Here is a 17,162-nt window from a genome sequence, read left to right as displayed (position 1 = left end):
CCTGACGAAAGGATTTTAGCCCAAGAAGGCATAACTCAGAACGGTGAAAGAATGGACGAGCTGGAATTCTGCCTGAAATCAATAAGCTATCCCCTAGGGATGCTCCTCGAGGGGAAAGAAAGAAGAAAAGGAGAAAGTGTAAAGGTCTCAACTGAAACGATAACACTGCCGGACATCCCGTTTGGGGCTCTCTGCTATTTGGTCGGAGTGGCCATCTTCGATGCCCTCGATGAAGTCGATAAAAGAAGACTGGAAGCGGACTACAAAGGGCTGAACGAGTTCAAGAAAAAACTGCTCTCATCGAAGCTCGGGGGATCCCTCAGGCAGTACATGACCAGTCCGGGCCGTTTTATATCCCCCTCATCAGGACTCTCGATTGATTGGCTCGAGTTTCAGAGAAGGAAAGAGAAGGTTGTACCCTATCTCAAGAAGCTTAGAGACTCCCTGGAAGCCAGTGGTAACAGAAGGGAATACCTGGAAAGATCCTCTTTTGTGGACGAGCTAACCTTAGACCAGGGACTATTGCTAGGCTATCTGGCAAAGGACGAAAAGGAAAAAGAGCTCGTTAATTCAGCGCTTGGGAAGCATAATCATGAGTACAGGGAAATGGCCAAAAGATACTTTAAAGCCCTTCAAGGTTGAGTTTAATGGCCAATTTAAGCGCCTCCTCCCTTCCGAGATTCCATTTTTCAACAATGGCCTCAACGAGCTTTACCAAGGCTTTAGCGTTCCTCAGGTTGAGCTTTTCAGGGAGGTACCCAGAGAAAAGTCCCGGATCAACATCGATGCCCAGCCGGGAAGACAGTTCAGCGGCGAATTCCTCCGCCGTTAGAGGGGGAAGCCTAACAACAACGGGAAAGTCAAGGACAGCGTACTTTCCGGCGTTTTTTGTCTCAACGACCAGAGGATAATCCCTCTCCTCATTCAAAAGGGAGGCAACCTTTTCGAGCGGTGGTTCGCGAAGAAGAACTGCGTTTTCCGGCAAAAGATCTGAAATGTCCCTTCCAGAAAGATTCTCTACGAGAACGTCAACACCGAGAGAAATGACATCCTCCGGGTTCAGATTTTCATCACTACCCTGAACCTCCTTCTCCCGGCCTGAGAGAATGGTCGAATAGAGATCCTCGCTGACGAGGGTTATCTGATAAATCGTGTTAACACCCTCCAGATAAAGGATCCCGTTGGAGAGCAACTTGAGGCCCAGTCTGGCAAGTGCAGAACTTAGGGAGACCTCGCTCCTCGTAGTTATCGCCTTCCTGCCCCCAACGGGTTCATTACCCCGGCTCACCAGCCGGTAATCTGTGGGGAACAGGCCCTTAGCATTAAAGAACTCCTCAAGGGCCTGCATCGCGAGTTCCTCTGTTAGAGCATATACCCTGACGAACTCAACCCTATCTCTGTCATCAACCCCAATCAGAACGACCGCATCACGCCGCTCCTTGGGGATGAGAATGTCATCCATCTCCATCGCCGCGGGAGTTATGATAAAAAGGTCAGAGGCTCATCGCCCCTAAAAGCTCACCCGTGTCGAGGTTTATTATCCTGACCTCCCTCATGCGGGTGTCGAGGAGAGCAACACTTTTTACGCCGGTAACGTAGCCGCAAACTTCACCTGGATTGACAAGAACCGTACTGCCAACTTCCCTTATCTCGTAGCGGTGGGTGTGCCCAACCACAACCACGTCGTAAAGCCTGCTGTGGGCCAGGGCCCTAACCAGAACCTCATTAGTCCCATGGGTTACGGCTATCTTCATCCCATCAGCTTCCAACTCTATAAGCTCGTCGTAAATCCCTAAAGCTTCGTACAGACCCTTCCTCTCACCGTCGTTGTTGCCGAAAACTCCTCTGAGCGGGGCCTTTAGCTTTTTAAGCTCCCCTGCGACGAAGGGAGCGACGAAATCTCCGGCGTGTATAACGAGGTCAACGTTCCTTTCGTTGAAAAACTCGACGGCCTTCCTTATAGCCGGAAGGTTGTCATGGGTATCGCTCATTATTCCTATCAGCATGCTCTCACCTATGTTCTGGTGAGCCCAACGGTTTATAGGCTTATCGTGCACGACTCTGGAGACTGTCAAAGGTGAATACATGAACACATTGGAAAGGGAAAAGAACTCCAAGAAAGGTACAACGAGACACCAAAGCGTACTCCCAAAGTTTATTAGACCATTGCCCAACCATGATGAGGTGGTGAGATGTTCACGGGCCGGGCACTCATACCGGTGAAGATACTCAAACCCTTCGAAGATTGGAATCCAGGGGACATAACCCTCGTTGAGGACTGGAAGGCCAAGATCTTATGGGAAGCTGGAGTAGGAGAAGTAGTTGACGAGACAGATAAAATCATAGGCGAGATTGACAGGATCATAGCCCAGGAAAGGGAGAATGAGCCCCTAACGGCTATTCCCGAAGGTCTCTACGAGAGGGCGGAATTCTACATGTACTACCTTGAGAACTACGTGAGAAAGAACTCCGGAGAGAGCATAGACGTCCTCGGGGTTAAGATGACCAAGCTTGCCAACCTTAAGAGGAAGTACCTCTATCTAAAGGAGCTACGCTTCAAAAAGATACTCGAGGCTGTAAGGCTCAGGCCAAACAGTCTGGAAGTCCTCGGGAGGCTCGCTCCGGAGGAGAGGAGGATCTACCTGGAGCTCTCCAGGATAAGAAATGAGTGGCTCGGGGAGTGAGGAATATGGAGAGAGAGGATATGATATCACGGTTCTCGTCCTTCCTGAGGGAATACAAAGACGATGACGGTAACCCGTTGTACATAAACAAGCTCCGTGATCTGCTCACAGTAGTCCCCAAAAGATCGCTAACTATAGACTGGACTCACCTAAACTCCTTTGATCCCGAGCTTGGAGAAGAGCTAATAAACAACCCAGAAGAAGTGATAGCCAGCGCCGAGGACGCGATCCAGATAGTTCTGCGCGAAGACCTTATGTACGATGGAGAGCTTAAGATTCACGCGAGGTTCTACAACCTGCCCCATACACTACTCGTCAAGGAACTCGGGAGCGAGCACATAAACAGGTTTATCCAGGTTGAGGGAATCATCACGCGCGTGAGCGAGGTAAAGCCCTTCGTCGAGAGGGCAGTCTTCGTCTGCAAGGACTGCGGCAACGAGATGATAAGGCTCCAGAGGCCCTACGAGAACCTCGTCAAGCCGGCAAAGTGCGACGCCTGTGGCTCAAGGAACATCGAACTCGACGTTGAGAAGAGCCGCTTCATCAACTTCCAGAGCTTCCGCCTCCAGGACAGGCCCGAGAGCCTTAAAGGCGGCCAGATGCCTCGATTCGTCGATGCAATACTCCTTGATGACCTCGTTGACACAGCCTTGCCCGGTGATAGGGTCCTGGCAACTGGGATTCTAAGGGTTATTCTCGAACAGAGGGAAAAGAGACCGATCTTCAAGAAAGTTCTTGAGGTTAACCACATTGAACAGCTGAGCAAAGAGATAGAGGAACTTGAAATCTCGCCAGAGGACGAGCAGAAGATTCGCGAGCTGGCCAAGAGGAAGGACATCGTCGATGCAATAGTGGATTCCATCGCCCCCGCCATTTGGGGCCACAAGATCGTGAAGAAGGGCATAGCCTTAGCTCTGTTCGGCGGAGTCCAGCGGACACTCCCAGATGGGACAAAACTGAGGGGAGAGAGCCACGTCCTGCTTGTGGGAGATCCGGGAGTAGCCAAATCTCAAATTCTCCGTTACGTGGCCAATTTGGCCCCAAGGGCGATTTACACGAGTGGAAAGAGCAGTTCTGCGGCCGGTCTTACGGCAGCTGCCGTGAGAGACGAGTTCACTGGCTCCTGGGTTCTCGAAGCTGGTGTTTTGGTTCTTGCTGATGGCGGGTTTGCCCTAATCGACGAGTTCGACAAGATGAGCGATCGCGACAGGAGTGCGATCCACGAGGCACTGGAACAGCAGAGCTACCACCACGATTTCGAGCTTCTGCTCGCAGATGGCAGGAAGATGAAGATTGGCGAGCTGGTAGATGGGCTCATCGAGAGAAACCGCGATAAGGTTATAATCGGCAAAGACACCGAGATACTGCCCGTTGATGATATCGAACTCCTCGCCTACGACCTTGAGGAAAAGAAAATCGTGAAGGTAAAAGCCGACCGCGTGAGCAGGCACAAAGCGCCGGATAGGTTTATTCGCATAAGGTTCTCCAACGGCAGGGAGATAACGGTAACTCCAGAGCACCCAATAATGGTGTGGGAGAAAGGGGAGATAAGGGAAAAGCCCGCCGATGAAATCTTCCCGGGGGACATAGCGCTCGGGGTTAGGGAGTATCCAGTGGAGATACGAGCGGAATTCAAGAGCGTCTACAGGGACAGGAAGGAGGCGGAGGACTACCATGACTACCTGTACTCCAGGGGCATTGTTGGGAAGATAATGAAAACGGGAGCAAACTTTGTGGTAAAAGAGACGGAGAGAGCACTTCCAAAGGAGCTCGTAAAACCCCTCCTAAAGGCGTGCAGGGCCCTAAACATAAGACTGACTTCAAAGGAACGTATGAGACTCAACCAGCCGCTGGTGAAGGAGAGCTACATAAGGGCCATACTGGAAAAAATCAAAAGAAAAATAGCCGAACTCGAGAAGATTGCTGAGGAAGAACCTGCCAAGGCGCTGAGGAATATTCCAAAAAGCTGGATCTATCCGAGATCGGGAATAACGTACAACAGGTTCAGGAAGATGCTGAGTGAAGGAAACGAAGCAGCCGTCAGAGTGATAAGGGACATTGTAAGTGGGATGACAAAATCGGCCAGAGAGCACCTGGAAGAATTTTACAGCTGGTGGAACGCGAACGTAAACTTCCTCAGAGTCAAGAAGGTGGAGAGAATCCCAAACGACCGCTGGGAGTGGGTCTACGACGTTACCGTCGAGCCTTACCACCTCTTCGTATCCCACGGACTGGTTCTCCACAACACGATAAGCATATCCAAAGCAGGTATAACGGCCACTCTCAACGCCAGAACAACCGTTATAGCAGCCGCAAACCCGAAGTTCGGAAGGTTCAACAGGATGAAGTCCCTTCCGGAACAGCTTGACCTCCCGCCAACGCTCCTTAGCCGTTTCGACCTTATATTCCTCCTGCTGGACGAGCCCGACGAGAAAGTTGATGCCAGCATAGCGGAGCACATCCTCAGGGTCAGAAGGGGCGAGGCAGAAGTAGTTACGCCGAAGATACCCTACGACCTCCTCAAGAAGTACATAGCCTACGCGAGGAAGAACGTTCACCCCGTTCTCAGCAGGGAGGCGATGGAGGAAATCAAAAACTACTACGTCAGAATGAGGAAGGGTTTCAAGAGAAAAGGTGAGGACGAGGGATTGCAGCCGATACCGATAACGGCGAGGCAGCTTGAGGCACTGATCCGTCTGAGTGAGGCCCACGCGAGGATGCGCCTGAGCGAGACGGTAACAAGAGAAGACGCGAGGGCAGCAATAGAGATCATGGAGGAAATGCTGAGGACTATCGCGGTGGACGAAGAGGGAATGGTTGACGCCGCAATCTTAGAAGTCGGAAAGAGCACGAAGAAGCTGAACAAGATAGAGAAGCTCCTCGACATCATAAAATCCCTGGAGGGAGAGGGAGAATTCGGGGCTCCTGAGGATAAAGTTATCGAGGCCGCTAGACAAGCCGGACTTGGAACCGAGAACGACGTTAAAAAGCTTCTCAACGACCTAAAGAGAGAAGCAAGGATATATGAACCGAGGGCGGGATTCTACAGGGTGCTCTAACAAAGGTTATAAAGGCAGCTGGAGATGTAGGATGGGGTGAGATCATGAGCGAGAAGAAGATTGACTTTTACGATTTCGAAGGCCTGCTTGACAAAGCTTACGATGAACTCCCTGAGAACGTCAAGCATCACACTTCCCGTTTCGAGGTTCCTCCTGCGCAGGTTACCATAGCAGGAAACAGGACGATAATCGAGAACTTCGTGGACATAGCCGAGGCAATGAACCGCGATCCGAACCATCTCCTCAAGTTCATATTGAGGGAAGTGGCAACTGCCGGAACACTCGAGGGGAGAAGGGCAATCCTTCAGGGACGCTTCACGCCCTACCTCATAGCCAACAAGATGAAGAAGTACCTCAAGGAGTTCGTTATCTGCCCGGTCTGTGGCTCACCGGACACGAAGATAATCAAGAAGGGACGCTTCCACTTCCTCAAGTGCGAGGCCTGCGGTGCGGAAACGCCAATACAACACCTGTGAACTTTTCTTCATTTTTGGCTTTTAGGTTTCTCTAACCCCTAAAAACCCTTTTAAACTTTACAAACTACAAGGTTCAGCAAATTCAGGGGGAATTCTCATGAGCATGGAGGAAAAGCTCAATGAGCTGTACGAAAGGAAAAAGAAAATTCTTGAAATGGGCGGCGAACAGGCCGTTGAGAAGCAGCATGCCAAGGGCAAACTTACCGCCCGCGAAAGGATTGAAAAGCTCCTTGACCCAGGGAGCTTCGTGGAAATCGGAATGTTTGTTAAACACCGTGGGACCGAGTTCGGTCTCGACAAGAAGGAGCTTCCAGCCGATGGCGTCATAACAGGCTACGGAACCATTGACGGAAGGCTCGTCTTCGTCTACGCCCAGGACTTTACAGTCATGGGCGGTTCTCTCGGCGAGATGCACGCGGCGAAGATAAAGCGCATTATGGAGCTGGCCCTCGAAGCTGGAGCACCGGTCATAGGCCTCAACGACTCAGGTGGGGCAAGGATTCAGGAGGGTGTTGATTCGCTCAAGGGTTACGGCGAGATATTCAAGATGAACACCCTTCTGAGCGGTGTGGTTCCGCAGATCACGGCTATTATGGGTCCCTGTGCCGGCGGAGCTGTTTACAGCCCGGCCATAGGTGACTTCATTCTGATGGTTGACAACCCGGCCAGCTTCATGTTCATCACCGGCCCGCAGGTCGTTAAGGCAGTTACCGGCGTCGAGGTTACGCCGATACAGCTCGGTGGGGCAATGGTCCACGCCCAGCGCTCCGGTCAGGCCCATCTGATAGGAAAAAGCGACGAGGAGGTTCTGGCCCTTATAAGGAGGCTCCTGAGCTACCTGCCGTCAAACAACATGGAGAAGCCGCCGAGGGTTAAGACCAACGACCTGCCCTTCAGAAAGACCGAGGGTCTCTACAGCATCGTCCCGGACGACCCGAACAAGGGCTACGACGTGAGGCAGGTAATCTACGAGATAGTCGACCGCGACGAGAACGGCAACCCGGACTTCCTTGAGATTCTCCCGTACTTCGCCCCGAACGCGGTAGTGGGCTTTGGAAGGATGAACGGACAGACAGTTGGTATAGTCGCCAACAACCCAATACACCTGGCTGGAGTTCTTGACATAGACAGCTCGGACAAGATAGCGAGGTTTGTAAGAACCTGCGACGCCTTCAACATCCCAATAGTTACGCTTGTCGACGTCCCCGGCTACCTCCCAGGAACCGACCAAGAATATAGGGGAATCATAAGGCACGGTGCAAAAGTTCTCTACGCCTACGCTGAAGCGACCGTCCCGATGGTTACCGTCATCCTCAGGAAGGCCTACGGAGGAGCATACCTCGCGATGGGAAGCAAGCACCTCGGTGCCGACTTCGTGTTTGCATGGCCAACAGCTGAGATAGCGGTTATGGGGCCGGAGGGAGCGGCCAACATCATATTCAGGAAGGAGATCGCAGCTGCAGAGAACCCGGAGGAGGTTCGCCAGCAGAAGATCAAGGAGTACCGCGACAAGTTCGCCAACCCGTACGTTGCTGCAGCAAGGGGCTACATCGACGACGTCATCGATCCAGCTGAGACAAGAGCGAAGATAATCATGTCGCTCGAGGCCCTGGAGAGCAAGCGCGTCAAGCTCCCGCCGAAGAAGCACGGCAACATACCGCTGTGAGGTGGGAAAATGGACGTAACACAGGTCATCGAAGGCGGCTGGATAACAGTAATAGGCGTTACGGTCGTTTTTACTATCCTTGGAATACTGGCCCTAGTTCTTTACTTCGTGGGATGGCTTGAGAGGAGGCTCGTCGAGAGGGAAAAACCGGCTGCACAGCCTACAGCTACTCCTTCACCGGCCGCAGAGGTGAAAGAGGAGAAGCCATCTATACCGCCGAGGGATCTTGCCGTTATTACGGCCGCGATTTTGGCCTATACCGCAGAAAAGGCCAGCCAGCTCAGACCCCTGCCCTTCAGGAGGAAGGTTTCCGATTCCTGGCGCCTCTACGGCCTTCAGACTCAGATGGAAGATGTTGAGGACTTCAACTACGAGATTGGGAAGTGGTGAAAATGGCGAAGGTCAAGGTCATCGTTGATGGTGTTGAGTACGAAGTCGAGGTTGAGGAGCTCCCAGGAGGGAAATTCAAGGTAAGCTTTGAGGACAAGAGCTACGAGGTCGAGGCCAAGGGGCTCGGAATAGACGTTGGAGCCCTAAGCGCTCCGGCTCAGGTTTCGACGCCAGCACCAGCGCCCGCTCCGGCTCCGGCACCAGTTGCTCCTGCCGCACCAGCGGCACCGACTCCAGCTCCGGCTGGCGAGGGCGTCGTCACGGCTCCAATGCCGGGCAAGATTCTCAGAATACTCGTCAAAGAGGGGGAGCAAGTAAAGATGGGCCAAGGACTGCTCATTCTCGAGGCTATGAAGATGGAGAATGAGATTCCAGCGCCGAAAGACGGGGTAGTCAAGAAGATCCTCGTCAAGGAAGGCGACACCGTGAACACGGGCGACCCACTAATGGAAATAGGGTGAAGCGCCATGGCAACGTTCATAGACTTCCTCAACACCCTTGGACTCCTCCACCTCACAGTGGGGAACGTCATAATGATCCTCGTCGGCTTAACGCTGGTCTACCTAGCTATAAGGTACGAGATGGAGCCCCTGCTCCTCCTGCCGATAGGCATAACAGCGGTGCTGGTAAACCTCCCTCTAAGCGGTATAGCAAACTGGCCTGTGGCAGTGAATCTGCCGGAGAACGTGAGCGACAGCATTTTCAAGACAATCGCATACATGAGCGATCACTATGGGGAGCCTGGACTCTTCGACCTTATCTACTACCTCCTCGTCAAGACCGAGGTCGTCCCGCTCCTGATATTCTTCGGTCTCGGAGCAATGACGGACTTCGGACCGATGATAGCTGATCCAAAGACGGCTTTACTCGGAGCGGCGGCCCAGATCGGTGTTTTCGTTGCCATGCTCACGGCTCTGGCTTTGGGCTTTAACCTCCACCAAGCGGCGAGCATAGGTATCATCGGCGGTGCTGACGGGCCAACAACCATCTACCTGACGACGAAGCTCGCACCCGAGATACTCGCTGCGACAGCGGTTGCTGCTTATTCCTACATGAGCCTGGTTCCGCTGATACAGCCCCCTATCATAAAGGCACTGACGACACCCGAGGAGAGGAAGATAAGGATGGAGCAGCTCAGGCCGGTCTCAAAGCGCGAGAAGATACTCTTCCCCGTGATCACCATGATCGTCATAGGCCTTCTTGTTCCGAGCGCGGCACCGCTTATAGGAATGCTCATGATAGGCAACCTGTTCAGGGAGAGCGGTGTCGTCGAGCGCTTAAGTAAAGCTGCTCAGGAAGAGCTCATGAACATCGTCACAATCTTCCTCGGCCTCGGCGTTGGTTCAACGATGAGGGCTGAAAGCTTCCTCACGGCACAGACCCTCATGATACTTGGACTGGGTGTCGTGGCCTTTGCCAGCGCTACCGCGGGTGGAGTGCTCTTCGGAAAGCTCATGATGAAGATCAGCGGTGGCAGAATAAACCCGATGATAGGCGCGGCCGGAGTTTCAGCAGTTCCAATGAGCGCAAGGGTTGTTCAGAGGATAGCAAGCGAAGAAGACCCCGGCAACTTCATCCTCATGCATGCTATGGGCCCAAACGTCGCCGGCGTTATAGGAACCGCGGTTGTTGCGGGTGTCTTCCTCGCCCTCTTGGGCTGACCTTTTTTCCAAAAACTTAAAATAGAAGGAACCCGCTTTAGGTTGAGCGGTGGTGAAGATGAAAGTCAAGACACTGATGACAAAGGACCCGGTCGTCATCCAGCTCCCGGCGACGAGGGAATACGCCATTGGGCTCTTCAGAAAGCACAACGTCCGTTCCTTCCCCGTTGTCGGAAAGGACGGCAAGCTAGTGGGAATAGTGAGCATAAAGAGAGTCCTTCTTCACCCTGACGAGGACCAGCTGGCAATGCTGATAAGGAGAGAAGTGCCAACAGTTAAGGCCACAGACGACCTCAAAAAAGCCGTCAGGAAGATGCTTGAGATGGACTACCGCAGGGTAGTCGTTGTGGATGACGAGGACAGGCCAGTAGGAATACTAACGGTCGGCGACATAGTGAGGCGCTATCTGGCGAAAAACGAAAAACTCAAGGAGGTTACCATAGAGCCGTACTACCAGAGAAACGTGGGCGTTGTGTGGAGGGGGACACCGCTAAAAGCCGCTCTCAAGGCACTTCTACTCTCCAACTCCATGGCAATACCAGTTATAGACGACGACGGGAATTTGATAGGGATGGTTGATGAGACGGACATCCTCAAGGACAGTGAAGTTATCAGGATAATGAAGAGCACTGAGCTAGCCGCCTCCAGTGAAGAAGACTGGATTCTTGAAAGCCATCCAACGCTCCTCTTTGAGAAAGCTGAACTTCAGCTTCCCAAGAAGCCGGTTGAGGAGATAATGAACCCGAACGTTGTCGTTGCCACACCCCACATGAGCGTCTACGACGTCGCTCAGAAGATGGTGAAGTACGAGATAGAACAGCTTCCCGTCATTAGAGGCCAAGACGAGCTCGTCGGCATCGTCAGGGACATGGACCTCATAAAGGTCATCCTCAACAAGTGATTTAAGCTCCTCCTCTCTTTTTTCTTCAGGTGGTTCGATGGATGTGAAAGTTCAGCTCTTTGGTTTTGGGAACGTCGGAAAAGCTGTTGCAAGGGTTCTCGTTGAGAAGAAAAAGTTCTTCCGGGAAAAGTATGGACTGGACTTTAAAGTAGTCAGCATATCGGACACGAGCGGAACGCTCTGGCTTCCTGAGGGAGTTGATCTCAGGGAGGCCCTCCTGGTAAAGGAGACCTTTGGAAAGCTTTCTTCCTGGACGAACGACTACGAGGTCTACAATTTCACTCTCGAGGAAGCGGTGAAGGAAATTGACGCTGATATCGTTATCGACGTGACCAACGACAAGAATGCCCACGGGTGGCACCTCACCGCGCTCAGAGAAGGGAAGGCCGTCGTAACCAGCAACAAGCCGCCGTTGGCATTTCACTATGCGGAACTTATTGGTGAGGCGGAGAGGAGAAACGTTCCCTACCTCTTCGAGGCGACGGTGATGGCCGGGACGCCGATCATCGGCCTTCTCCGCGAGAACCTCCTCGGGGACACCGTCGAGAGGATAGAAGCGGTTCTGAACGCGACGACAACATTCATCCTAAGCAGGATGGAGATGGGGCTCCACTTCGAGGAGGCACTGAGGCAGGCCCAATCCCTTGGAATAGCCGAGAGGGATCCAAGCGGGGACATACTCGGCATAGACGCTGGATATAAAGCTACAATTCTGCACTGCGTCGCGTTTGGACCGAAAACCTTCGACGAAGCGAGGGTAAAGGGCATAGCCGAGATAACGCTTGGAGAAGTCCAGAGAGCCAGGAAGAAAGGAAAAACAATAAGACTGGTAGCAACTATCGAGAGGGGAAGCATAACCGTTGAGCCGAAGGAGGTGCCGCTGGATAGTCCGCTGGCAGTGGAAAGCCACGAGAACGCGGCGGTGATATGGACTGACCTCCTCGGGGAGCTGGTGATAAAGGGAGCGGGTGCGGGGTTGAAAGAAACCGCCAGCGGGGTCGTGAGCGATATCGTGAAGGCTGCTCTCACCATCACGGGAGGGTGATCTTTTTGTTTTCCTTCCATATGATCAGCTCAATCTTTCCGAAGCGATGATTAATAGCCTGAATTTTTACCATTCCACACGGAGTTTCTATCTCTTCCGTTTCAAAAATAGGAAAAGGCCTCTTGAGGAGAACCTGTTCACCAGAGTCCTTCAGGATGACGGATGAGGTAGCATAATCAGGGATAATGAAAAACGTTTTCCCATCGCACTCAAGTTTAACTGCACGAAATCTGTTGGCCATAACAATAAAGACGACCCCAACAAAGACATTGAGCAGCGAAAACAAAGTGCCCCTTCTCATCACTTCAACCACAAGCAGTATCACAGACAGAACCAAATAGGCCACACCAGCCTTCCAGAACAATTCGTTCCTGAGGGTGATTTTCTCGAGCTTCACAGCAACGGATTGCCATAACCTTTTTAACCCTTTTTCGAGCCCTTGGTGGTGAAAGCATGGAGCACGTCATAGCGCTCCACCAGGTCTATGCTGAACTGATATTCCGGGGCCTCAAGACCGTTGAGATAAGGAAGAGCCGTGCTTTTCAGGAAGGAGACCTGGTTTTCCTCTACGTCGCGAGGGGCAACCCCTACGAGCTTCGCGATACCCTCAGAAGGCTCGGCCTCCACGAGGAGCAGACCCTGACCCAGAGGGGAACGATAGCTGGCGGCTTCGAGGTAGGAGAGGTTATCAAAGCCGACTTAGATACACTGTGGGAGATAACGAAGGAGACAAGCGGTCTGACACTGGTCCACGGCGAGAACGGGAAGAAGTGGCTTGGGGAATACATACGAGAATACGGCTACGCCTTTACCATAGAGAGACCCTTCCTCTTTAAGGAACCCATGAGCAGAGAAGAAATGAAGGAGCGGTACGGTATCCACGTGGAGGGAATAATACACCTATCGAGAAAAACCAGAAAGCCCTGGGTAAAGGCCCTGATAGAGGACCTCCTGACCCGGGAGACAATCCACCTCTAATCCTCATTCTCCGAAGTCTTCTCTTCTTGCTCAGGAAGGAGGACGTAAGGCCCAAGGCTGAGCTTGCGTATCTCATCCTCCGTGAGGAGCCGGCTCTTGACCTTTTCGCCGATCAAAGCGCTGTTTCCGAGGGGGTCCATTACTTTGACTGTTAGCGGTTTTTTCCCGTCTTTGACGTCCTGAATGTACTCCAGTATCTCGTCGGCCTTCTTAACCGCTTCTTCGTCTCCCTCCTGCAGTCTGAATTCCCTGGCCATGAGGAGGGTCTCTCTAACCCGCTCAAGGACGCCTTCAACGTTGGTTATGAATCCTTCCGCAGCCGGACCCGGTTCTATCTTAACCCCGATCTCATCGAGCTCAATGGTTCCGCTTTTACTCCTGACAACACGCGTGAAGAGATCCCTATCGTTTTCGACCCTGACGGTGTAGAGCTTCGGCGGTCTGTCCTCGAGGATCATGACGTCGGCGTTTCTGTAGCCGCATTTTTCACAGATTATAGTGCTCTCCATGACCTTTCCAAAGTAGGGAATCTCGTGGATGTGCTGAATAGCCTTGAGCGTGCCTTTTCCACCGCAGACTGGGCAATCGCCAAGTCTTATAACCTGAACCTCGCCCACTTCCTCGTGAAATTCAACCTTCTCCTTCTTCTCACTCTTCTCACTCATATCGCCCACCGAGAAAAGAAGCAAAAGCCAGTTTATAAATAATTGGTATCCATAAAGGAAAATCGGAAATTGGGATCACTTAACGAATCTTATATCCTCCGGGACTAGTAAGAGTCTTATTTCATTCTTGCAGATCTTTGCCAGCTGGCCACCGAGAGCCGTTGTCATTCCCTTGACCTGCTCGGCCACCTTTTCCAGGATATCCGGCTTCACCTCAAGGGGGCTTAGATCCACAAGGACGAGGTTACCGTTCTGAAGTTCCTCAGATATCTTTTCAAGGTCAGAGTAACTGGTTACGACAACCTTCTTGACGTACCTAACCTGAGGCTTTACGATCTCCCTGGCGAGGACGTCCTCCTCAAGGGGGATAACGTCTACTTCCCGGTGCACCTGAGAGGATCCTTCCTTTTTCTTGGCCGAGGAGGAAACCTCCTTAACTGGAACTGTTCTCTTGGGTTTATCCTTCTCCTTCTTTAAAATGCCGTCAAACAGGCCCATGGCTTTCACCCCAGCTTGATCATAATGAAAGCTAAAGCATTTTAAGTGTTAACGTTTATATTTCTTTCCCATTTGAAACGGCAAAAAGAAAAGAGCTCACGCCTGGGGGAGCTCGAACCCCGTGACATTGAGCAGGATTTCACGAATTTCTGAGGCCTTCTTGAGGGCGGTATCAACAGCGTACATGACCTCTTCAAGCTTAAAGGCACCGCCTTCTCCCTTCTGAACGGCGGAGATGTGACCGGTCTCGTCAGTCGTTATAGTCAGCCTGCTGTCCATGACGGTCTCCTCGTCCAGGTTGGGATCAACAACTATTGAAGAGCCGATCTTGGCGAAGGTCACGGGAATTGGGACGTGATTAATCGGCAGAGGCTCAAACTCGTCCAGCTTTATCAGCTCTCCTGTTTCCTCGTTATACTGAACCTTGGGAATTCTGGTGGTCATTAGGGCAGCCATCGCCGCCAATCCTGTTGCGTCGATTAAGTTTCCGTCGTGGTCGAGGACGTGAACATCGATGAAGAGGACGTAAACGAGCTTTCCAGGCACTATAACCAGCTTGTCGAGGTCAACGGCGTTGCTCTCCCTTATTCCCCTGTCCACAACGCGGGCCAGCTCGATTGCCCTCTCATCTGGAGGGCCCGGCTCAAAGGTCGGTGAAGCGAGTGGAACAAGCTCTACGTTAGTCGTCATTACTCCCCTCTCGGGCAGATCCGGGAAGGGCTCCCCAAAGTCGACCTTAACGCCAACGAGCACCATTGTGTCTCCAAGCTTAACTAATGCAGAGCCCTCTGCCTTTTCAATGACACCGGTCTGGATCTCTATGTTCCGGTAGTCTTCAAAACCCCTGCCATCGAGTCTTTTTCCGTCTTTGAGCAGACTGAGTATCCTGTCGCGCATGATGCCGGCCATTATTTCAACGTCACTCATTGTCACCCACCTCCTCGGAGATCTTGAGGTACTTCTCCTTCAAAGCCTCCCTTTGTTTCTGATAAACGGCCTTCGCACCCTTTATTGCGAGCCTAACTGCCTCGATGAACTCGTCTCTGGTTAAGTACCCATCCATCTGAAGCAGGGTTATGTCGTTCTTCATGGGCATTATGGCCACAGGAACGTCGGCCTCTCCGTAGTTGTCCTCCTCCTTGTTCAGATCAAGGACTATCTCGCCGTCTATTTTTCCTGCGGCACAAGCTGCTACGAGGTCGCGCATGGGTATTCCAGCGTCGGCCAAGGCAAGGGAAGCCGCGGTTATTCCGGCCACTCTAGTTCCGGCATCGGCTTGAAGAACTTCAATGAAAACGTCTATAACAGTCCGGGGGAACATCTCGAGTATTAGGGCTGGTTCGAGTGCACCGCGGATGACCTTGCTTATCTCGACGCTTCTCCTGTCAGGACCGGGCTTCTTTCTCTCCTCAACGCTGAAGGGAGCCATATTGTAACGAACCCTCAGAACAGCTGTTTCAGGTCTCTGGAGGTGCTTTGGATGAATTTCCCTTGGACCGTAAACGGCAGCTAGGATTTTGTTCTTCCCCCATTCAATGTAAGCCGAACCATCGGCGTTTTTTAGAACACCTACTTCCATATGAATTTTCCTGAGTTCGTACTTCTTCCTACCGTCTATTCTCCTTCCGTTCTCATCGATGAGCTTTAATCCCTCTGGCCTACCCATCATTGCCCTTCACCACCCTCCGTTTCATCAAGATCGGGGATCTCGTCTATTACCCCCCTCTCCTTGAGATCCTGAAGCCGGGAGAGGAGAAACTCCTTGACCCTGTCGGTTAATCCCCTGGTGTGACTTTCCCTGTTCACTTTGAGTATCGCCTCTACAGCCAGCTTTTCCAGTTCCCTGTTCTTTCCGCTTACCCATACCCAGCCATTCTGGCCAACTATTATCCTCGTTCCGGTGAGTTTTTTGATCATGTTTATCATCGAGCCACCCTTTCCGATTACCCTGGGCACTTTAGAGGAGGTTATCGTTACCAGCTGACCTCCCCTAAGCGGACCGCCGTTGAATGGCATTCCCTTAGTGGTCAGGTCGATCTGGTTCACCTCATTGAACGCCTTAACCTTGGCGTAGATTATGTCCCCGATGTCGAATATCTTCCTAAGGTCCGTCTTCAGCAGATCTATCCTCTCTTCCACCGCGTCCTGGACGCGGAGAGTTGCCTGGTACGGAGCGCCTATGTCCACTGTCCAGCTGGAGAACTTCACGTCAACGATCTTTCCAAGAACGTTGTCTCCGACCTCAGGTATGTAGGGGCCCTCCAGAGGGATAACCCTTATTGTATCGCCCCTGATCTCAACGAGCCCCACAACTGTTGAGTATATCCTGTTGCCTTCCCTGAACGTTCCTCTACCTGCCTGGAAGGGTCCCTGCGCAAGCAGAGTTCCAGGAACAACCAATTCCCTTGGTTTTACAAAAACTCTCCTCATAGTCCCTTCCTCTCTAACAGTTTAGTTAAAGCTTCGCCCTTGGTGAGGGCGTTGAGTTTTTCATAAAACTCCTCCTCAACTCCTCCAGGAATCTCTATCACGAACATCCAAGAGCCATCACTGCTCCATTCTTCGCGCTTTATCGTCCCAAACTTCCTAACTTCGCCGTAGGCCTTTCCAACGTAGTCACTCGGTATCTTGACCGCTATAACCTTCACCTCAAGCTTTATCGGAAGGAGTGGTCTTATTGCCTTGATCACTGCCGGAACCTGTGCCTCGGCATCCTTGAATATGTCAATGTGAACCCCTGCTTCCTCCATGGCCCTGAGGATTCTGTCTACCGGATGAGGATAGCCAGTTCTAGGATCGACGGCGTGCCTGTGAATTATGGTTGCTATGTACCTCTTCTTGTCTTCCAGCATCTGCCTCCTCTGCTCGGCCGTCAGCTGAACCTCACCCTTACGGAGTATTATCTTAGCGACCTCGTAGGGATCGCTCGTTCCGAAGATCTTCTCCATCTCATGCTCGCTCGCTTTGTCACCCTTGTGAGCGTCCTTGAAAACGTAGGGAGTGGCGAGGATCTCTTCAATGGGAACGTCCTTGCCCTCCTTGAAGTCCCTGGCCAGATATGGATCAACGAGTATCTCGAAGGTCTCGCCGTGAGTTTTAAGACGGGCGATGACGGCTTTATCAACACTTATGGGCATCG

At 52.2% G+C, this 17,162-nt stretch carries 20 protein-coding genes; 11 read left to right on the top strand and 9 right to left on the bottom strand.

The window, feature by feature from the left end:
• Nucleotides 1-51: 51 nt before the first annotated feature.
• Entirely contained in the window at nt 52-642 is a 591-nt protein-coding gene (locus A3K92_RS00560) for a hypothetical protein (RefSeq protein ID WP_088884425.1), read from the top strand.
• Here A3K92_RS00560 and A3K92_RS00555 read toward each other — a convergent pair.
• On the bottom strand, nt 623-1,468 hold the full coding sequence (locus A3K92_RS00555; RefSeq protein WP_088884424.1) for a hypothetical protein: 846 nt from the start codon (nt 1,466-1,468) through the stop codon (nt 623-625). The genes A3K92_RS00560 and A3K92_RS00555 overlap by 20 nt on opposite strands.
• Nucleotides 1,469-1,493: 25 nt before the next feature.
• Nucleotides 1,494-2,006 (bottom strand): metallophosphoesterase, encoded by a 513-nt coding sequence (locus A3K92_RS00550; protein WP_088884423.1) that lies wholly within the window; start codon nt 2,004-2,006, stop codon nt 1,494-1,496.
• A gap of 186 nt (nt 2,007-2,192) precedes the next feature.
• Here A3K92_RS00550 and A3K92_RS00545 point away from each other — a divergent pair, with 186 nt between their 5' ends.
• The 9 genes from A3K92_RS00545 to A3K92_RS00505 all read left to right on the top strand — a co-directional run bounded on the left by A3K92_RS00545 (nt 2,193) and on the right by A3K92_RS00505 (nt 11,882).
• Nucleotides 2,193-2,684, top strand: coding sequence for a hypothetical protein (locus A3K92_RS00545; RefSeq protein ID WP_088884422.1), 492 nt, complete (start codon nt 2,193-2,195; stop codon nt 2,682-2,684).
• Between the two features lie 5 nt (nt 2,685-2,689).
• On the top strand, nt 2,690-5,743 hold the full coding sequence (locus A3K92_RS00540) for an AAA family ATPase (RefSeq protein ID WP_088884421.1): 3,054 nt from the start codon (nt 2,690-2,692) through the stop codon (nt 5,741-5,743).
• A 44-nt stretch (nt 5,744-5,787) separates the two neighbouring features.
• A complete protein-coding gene (locus A3K92_RS00535; protein ID WP_088884420.1) occupies nt 5,788-6,219 on the top strand; it encodes a translation initiation factor IF-2 subunit beta in 432 nt (143 codons plus the stop codon).
• 97 nt (nt 6,220-6,316) lie between these two features.
• The gene (locus tag A3K92_RS00530) at nt 6,317-7,885 is read left to right on the top strand and encodes a carboxyl transferase domain-containing protein (RefSeq protein WP_088884419.1); all 1,569 of its coding nucleotides are present in this window, start codon (nt 6,317-6,319) and stop codon (nt 7,883-7,885) included.
• A 9-nt stretch (nt 7,886-7,894) separates the two neighbouring features.
• Nucleotides 7,895-8,275, top strand: a complete 381-nt coding sequence (locus tag A3K92_RS00525; RefSeq protein WP_088884418.1) for an OadG family protein — start codon at nt 7,895-7,897, stop codon at nt 8,273-8,275.
• A 2-nt stretch (nt 8,276-8,277) separates the two neighbouring features.
• Nucleotides 8,278-8,736, top strand: coding sequence for an acetyl-CoA carboxylase biotin carboxyl carrier protein subunit (locus A3K92_RS00520; protein WP_088884417.1), 459 nt, complete (start codon nt 8,278-8,280; stop codon nt 8,734-8,736).
• Between the two features lie 6 nt (nt 8,737-8,742).
• A complete protein-coding gene (locus A3K92_RS00515; protein ID WP_088884416.1) occupies nt 8,743-9,936 on the top strand; it encodes a sodium ion-translocating decarboxylase subunit beta in 1,194 nt (397 codons plus the stop codon).
• A 58-nt stretch (nt 9,937-9,994) separates the two neighbouring features.
• Nucleotides 9,995-10,837 carry a CBS domain-containing protein gene (locus A3K92_RS00510; RefSeq protein ID WP_088884415.1) on the top strand — a complete coding sequence of 281 codons (843 nt, stop codon included), beginning with the start codon at nt 9,995-9,997 and terminating at the stop codon, nt 10,835-10,837.
• Between the two features lie 37 nt (nt 10,838-10,874).
• Nucleotides 10,875-11,882 (top strand): homoserine dehydrogenase, encoded by a 1,008-nt coding sequence (locus tag A3K92_RS00505; protein ID WP_088884414.1) that lies wholly within the window; start codon nt 10,875-10,877, stop codon nt 11,880-11,882.
• Here A3K92_RS00505 and A3K92_RS00500 read toward each other — a convergent pair.
• Nucleotides 11,869-12,279: a hypothetical protein gene (locus A3K92_RS00500; RefSeq protein ID WP_088884413.1), complete on the bottom strand. Its 411-nt coding sequence runs from the start codon at nt 12,277-12,279 to the stop codon at nt 11,869-11,871. The genes A3K92_RS00505 and A3K92_RS00500 overlap by 14 nt on opposite strands.
• 56 nt (nt 12,280-12,335) lie before the next feature.
• Between A3K92_RS00500 and A3K92_RS00495 the strand changes: the two genes are divergently transcribed.
• A complete protein-coding gene (locus tag A3K92_RS00495) occupies nt 12,336-12,860 on the top strand; it encodes an ASCH domain-containing protein (protein ID WP_088884412.1) in 525 nt (174 codons plus the stop codon).
• Here A3K92_RS00495 and A3K92_RS00490 read toward each other — a convergent pair.
• The 6 genes from A3K92_RS00490 to A3K92_RS00465 form a co-directional block, all read right to left on the bottom strand.
• Nucleotides 12,857-13,525 (bottom strand): ZPR1 zinc finger domain-containing protein, encoded by a 669-nt coding sequence (locus A3K92_RS00490; RefSeq protein WP_088884411.1) that lies wholly within the window; start codon nt 13,523-13,525, stop codon nt 12,857-12,859. The genes A3K92_RS00495 and A3K92_RS00490 overlap by 4 nt on opposite strands.
• Nucleotides 13,526-13,600: 75 nt before the next feature.
• Nucleotides 13,601-14,023, bottom strand: a complete 423-nt coding sequence (locus A3K92_RS00485; protein ID WP_088884410.1) for a cell division protein SepF — start codon at nt 14,021-14,023, stop codon at nt 13,601-13,603.
• Nucleotides 14,024-14,119: 96 nt separating this feature from the next.
• On the bottom strand, nt 14,120-14,950 hold the full coding sequence (gene rrp42, locus A3K92_RS00480; RefSeq protein WP_088884409.1) for an exosome complex protein Rrp42: 831 nt from the start codon (nt 14,948-14,950) through the stop codon (nt 14,120-14,122).
• Entirely contained in the window at nt 14,943-15,692 is a 750-nt protein-coding gene (gene rrp41, locus A3K92_RS00475; protein WP_088884408.1) for an exosome complex exonuclease Rrp41, read from the bottom strand. The genes rrp42 and rrp41 overlap by 8 nt, the downstream gene beginning before the upstream one ends.
• Nucleotides 15,689-16,453 (bottom strand): exosome complex RNA-binding protein Rrp4, encoded by a 765-nt coding sequence (gene rrp4, locus A3K92_RS00470; RefSeq protein WP_088884407.1) that lies wholly within the window; start codon nt 16,451-16,453, stop codon nt 15,689-15,691. Before rrp4 ends, rrp41 begins: the two co-directional genes overlap by 4 nt.
• Nucleotides 16,450-17,160, bottom strand: a complete 711-nt coding sequence (locus A3K92_RS00465) for a ribosome assembly factor SBDS (protein ID WP_088884406.1) — start codon at nt 17,158-17,160, stop codon at nt 16,450-16,452. The genes rrp4 and A3K92_RS00465 overlap by 4 nt, the downstream gene beginning before the upstream one ends.
• Nucleotides 17,161-17,162: the final 2 nt, after the last annotated feature.

The organism is Thermococcus gorgonarius, assembly GCF_002214385.1.
Classification (GTDB): domain Archaea; phylum Methanobacteriota_B; class Thermococci; order Thermococcales; family Thermococcaceae; genus Thermococcus; species Thermococcus gorgonarius.
This window is presented reverse-complemented; position numbering and strand designations above follow the sequence as displayed.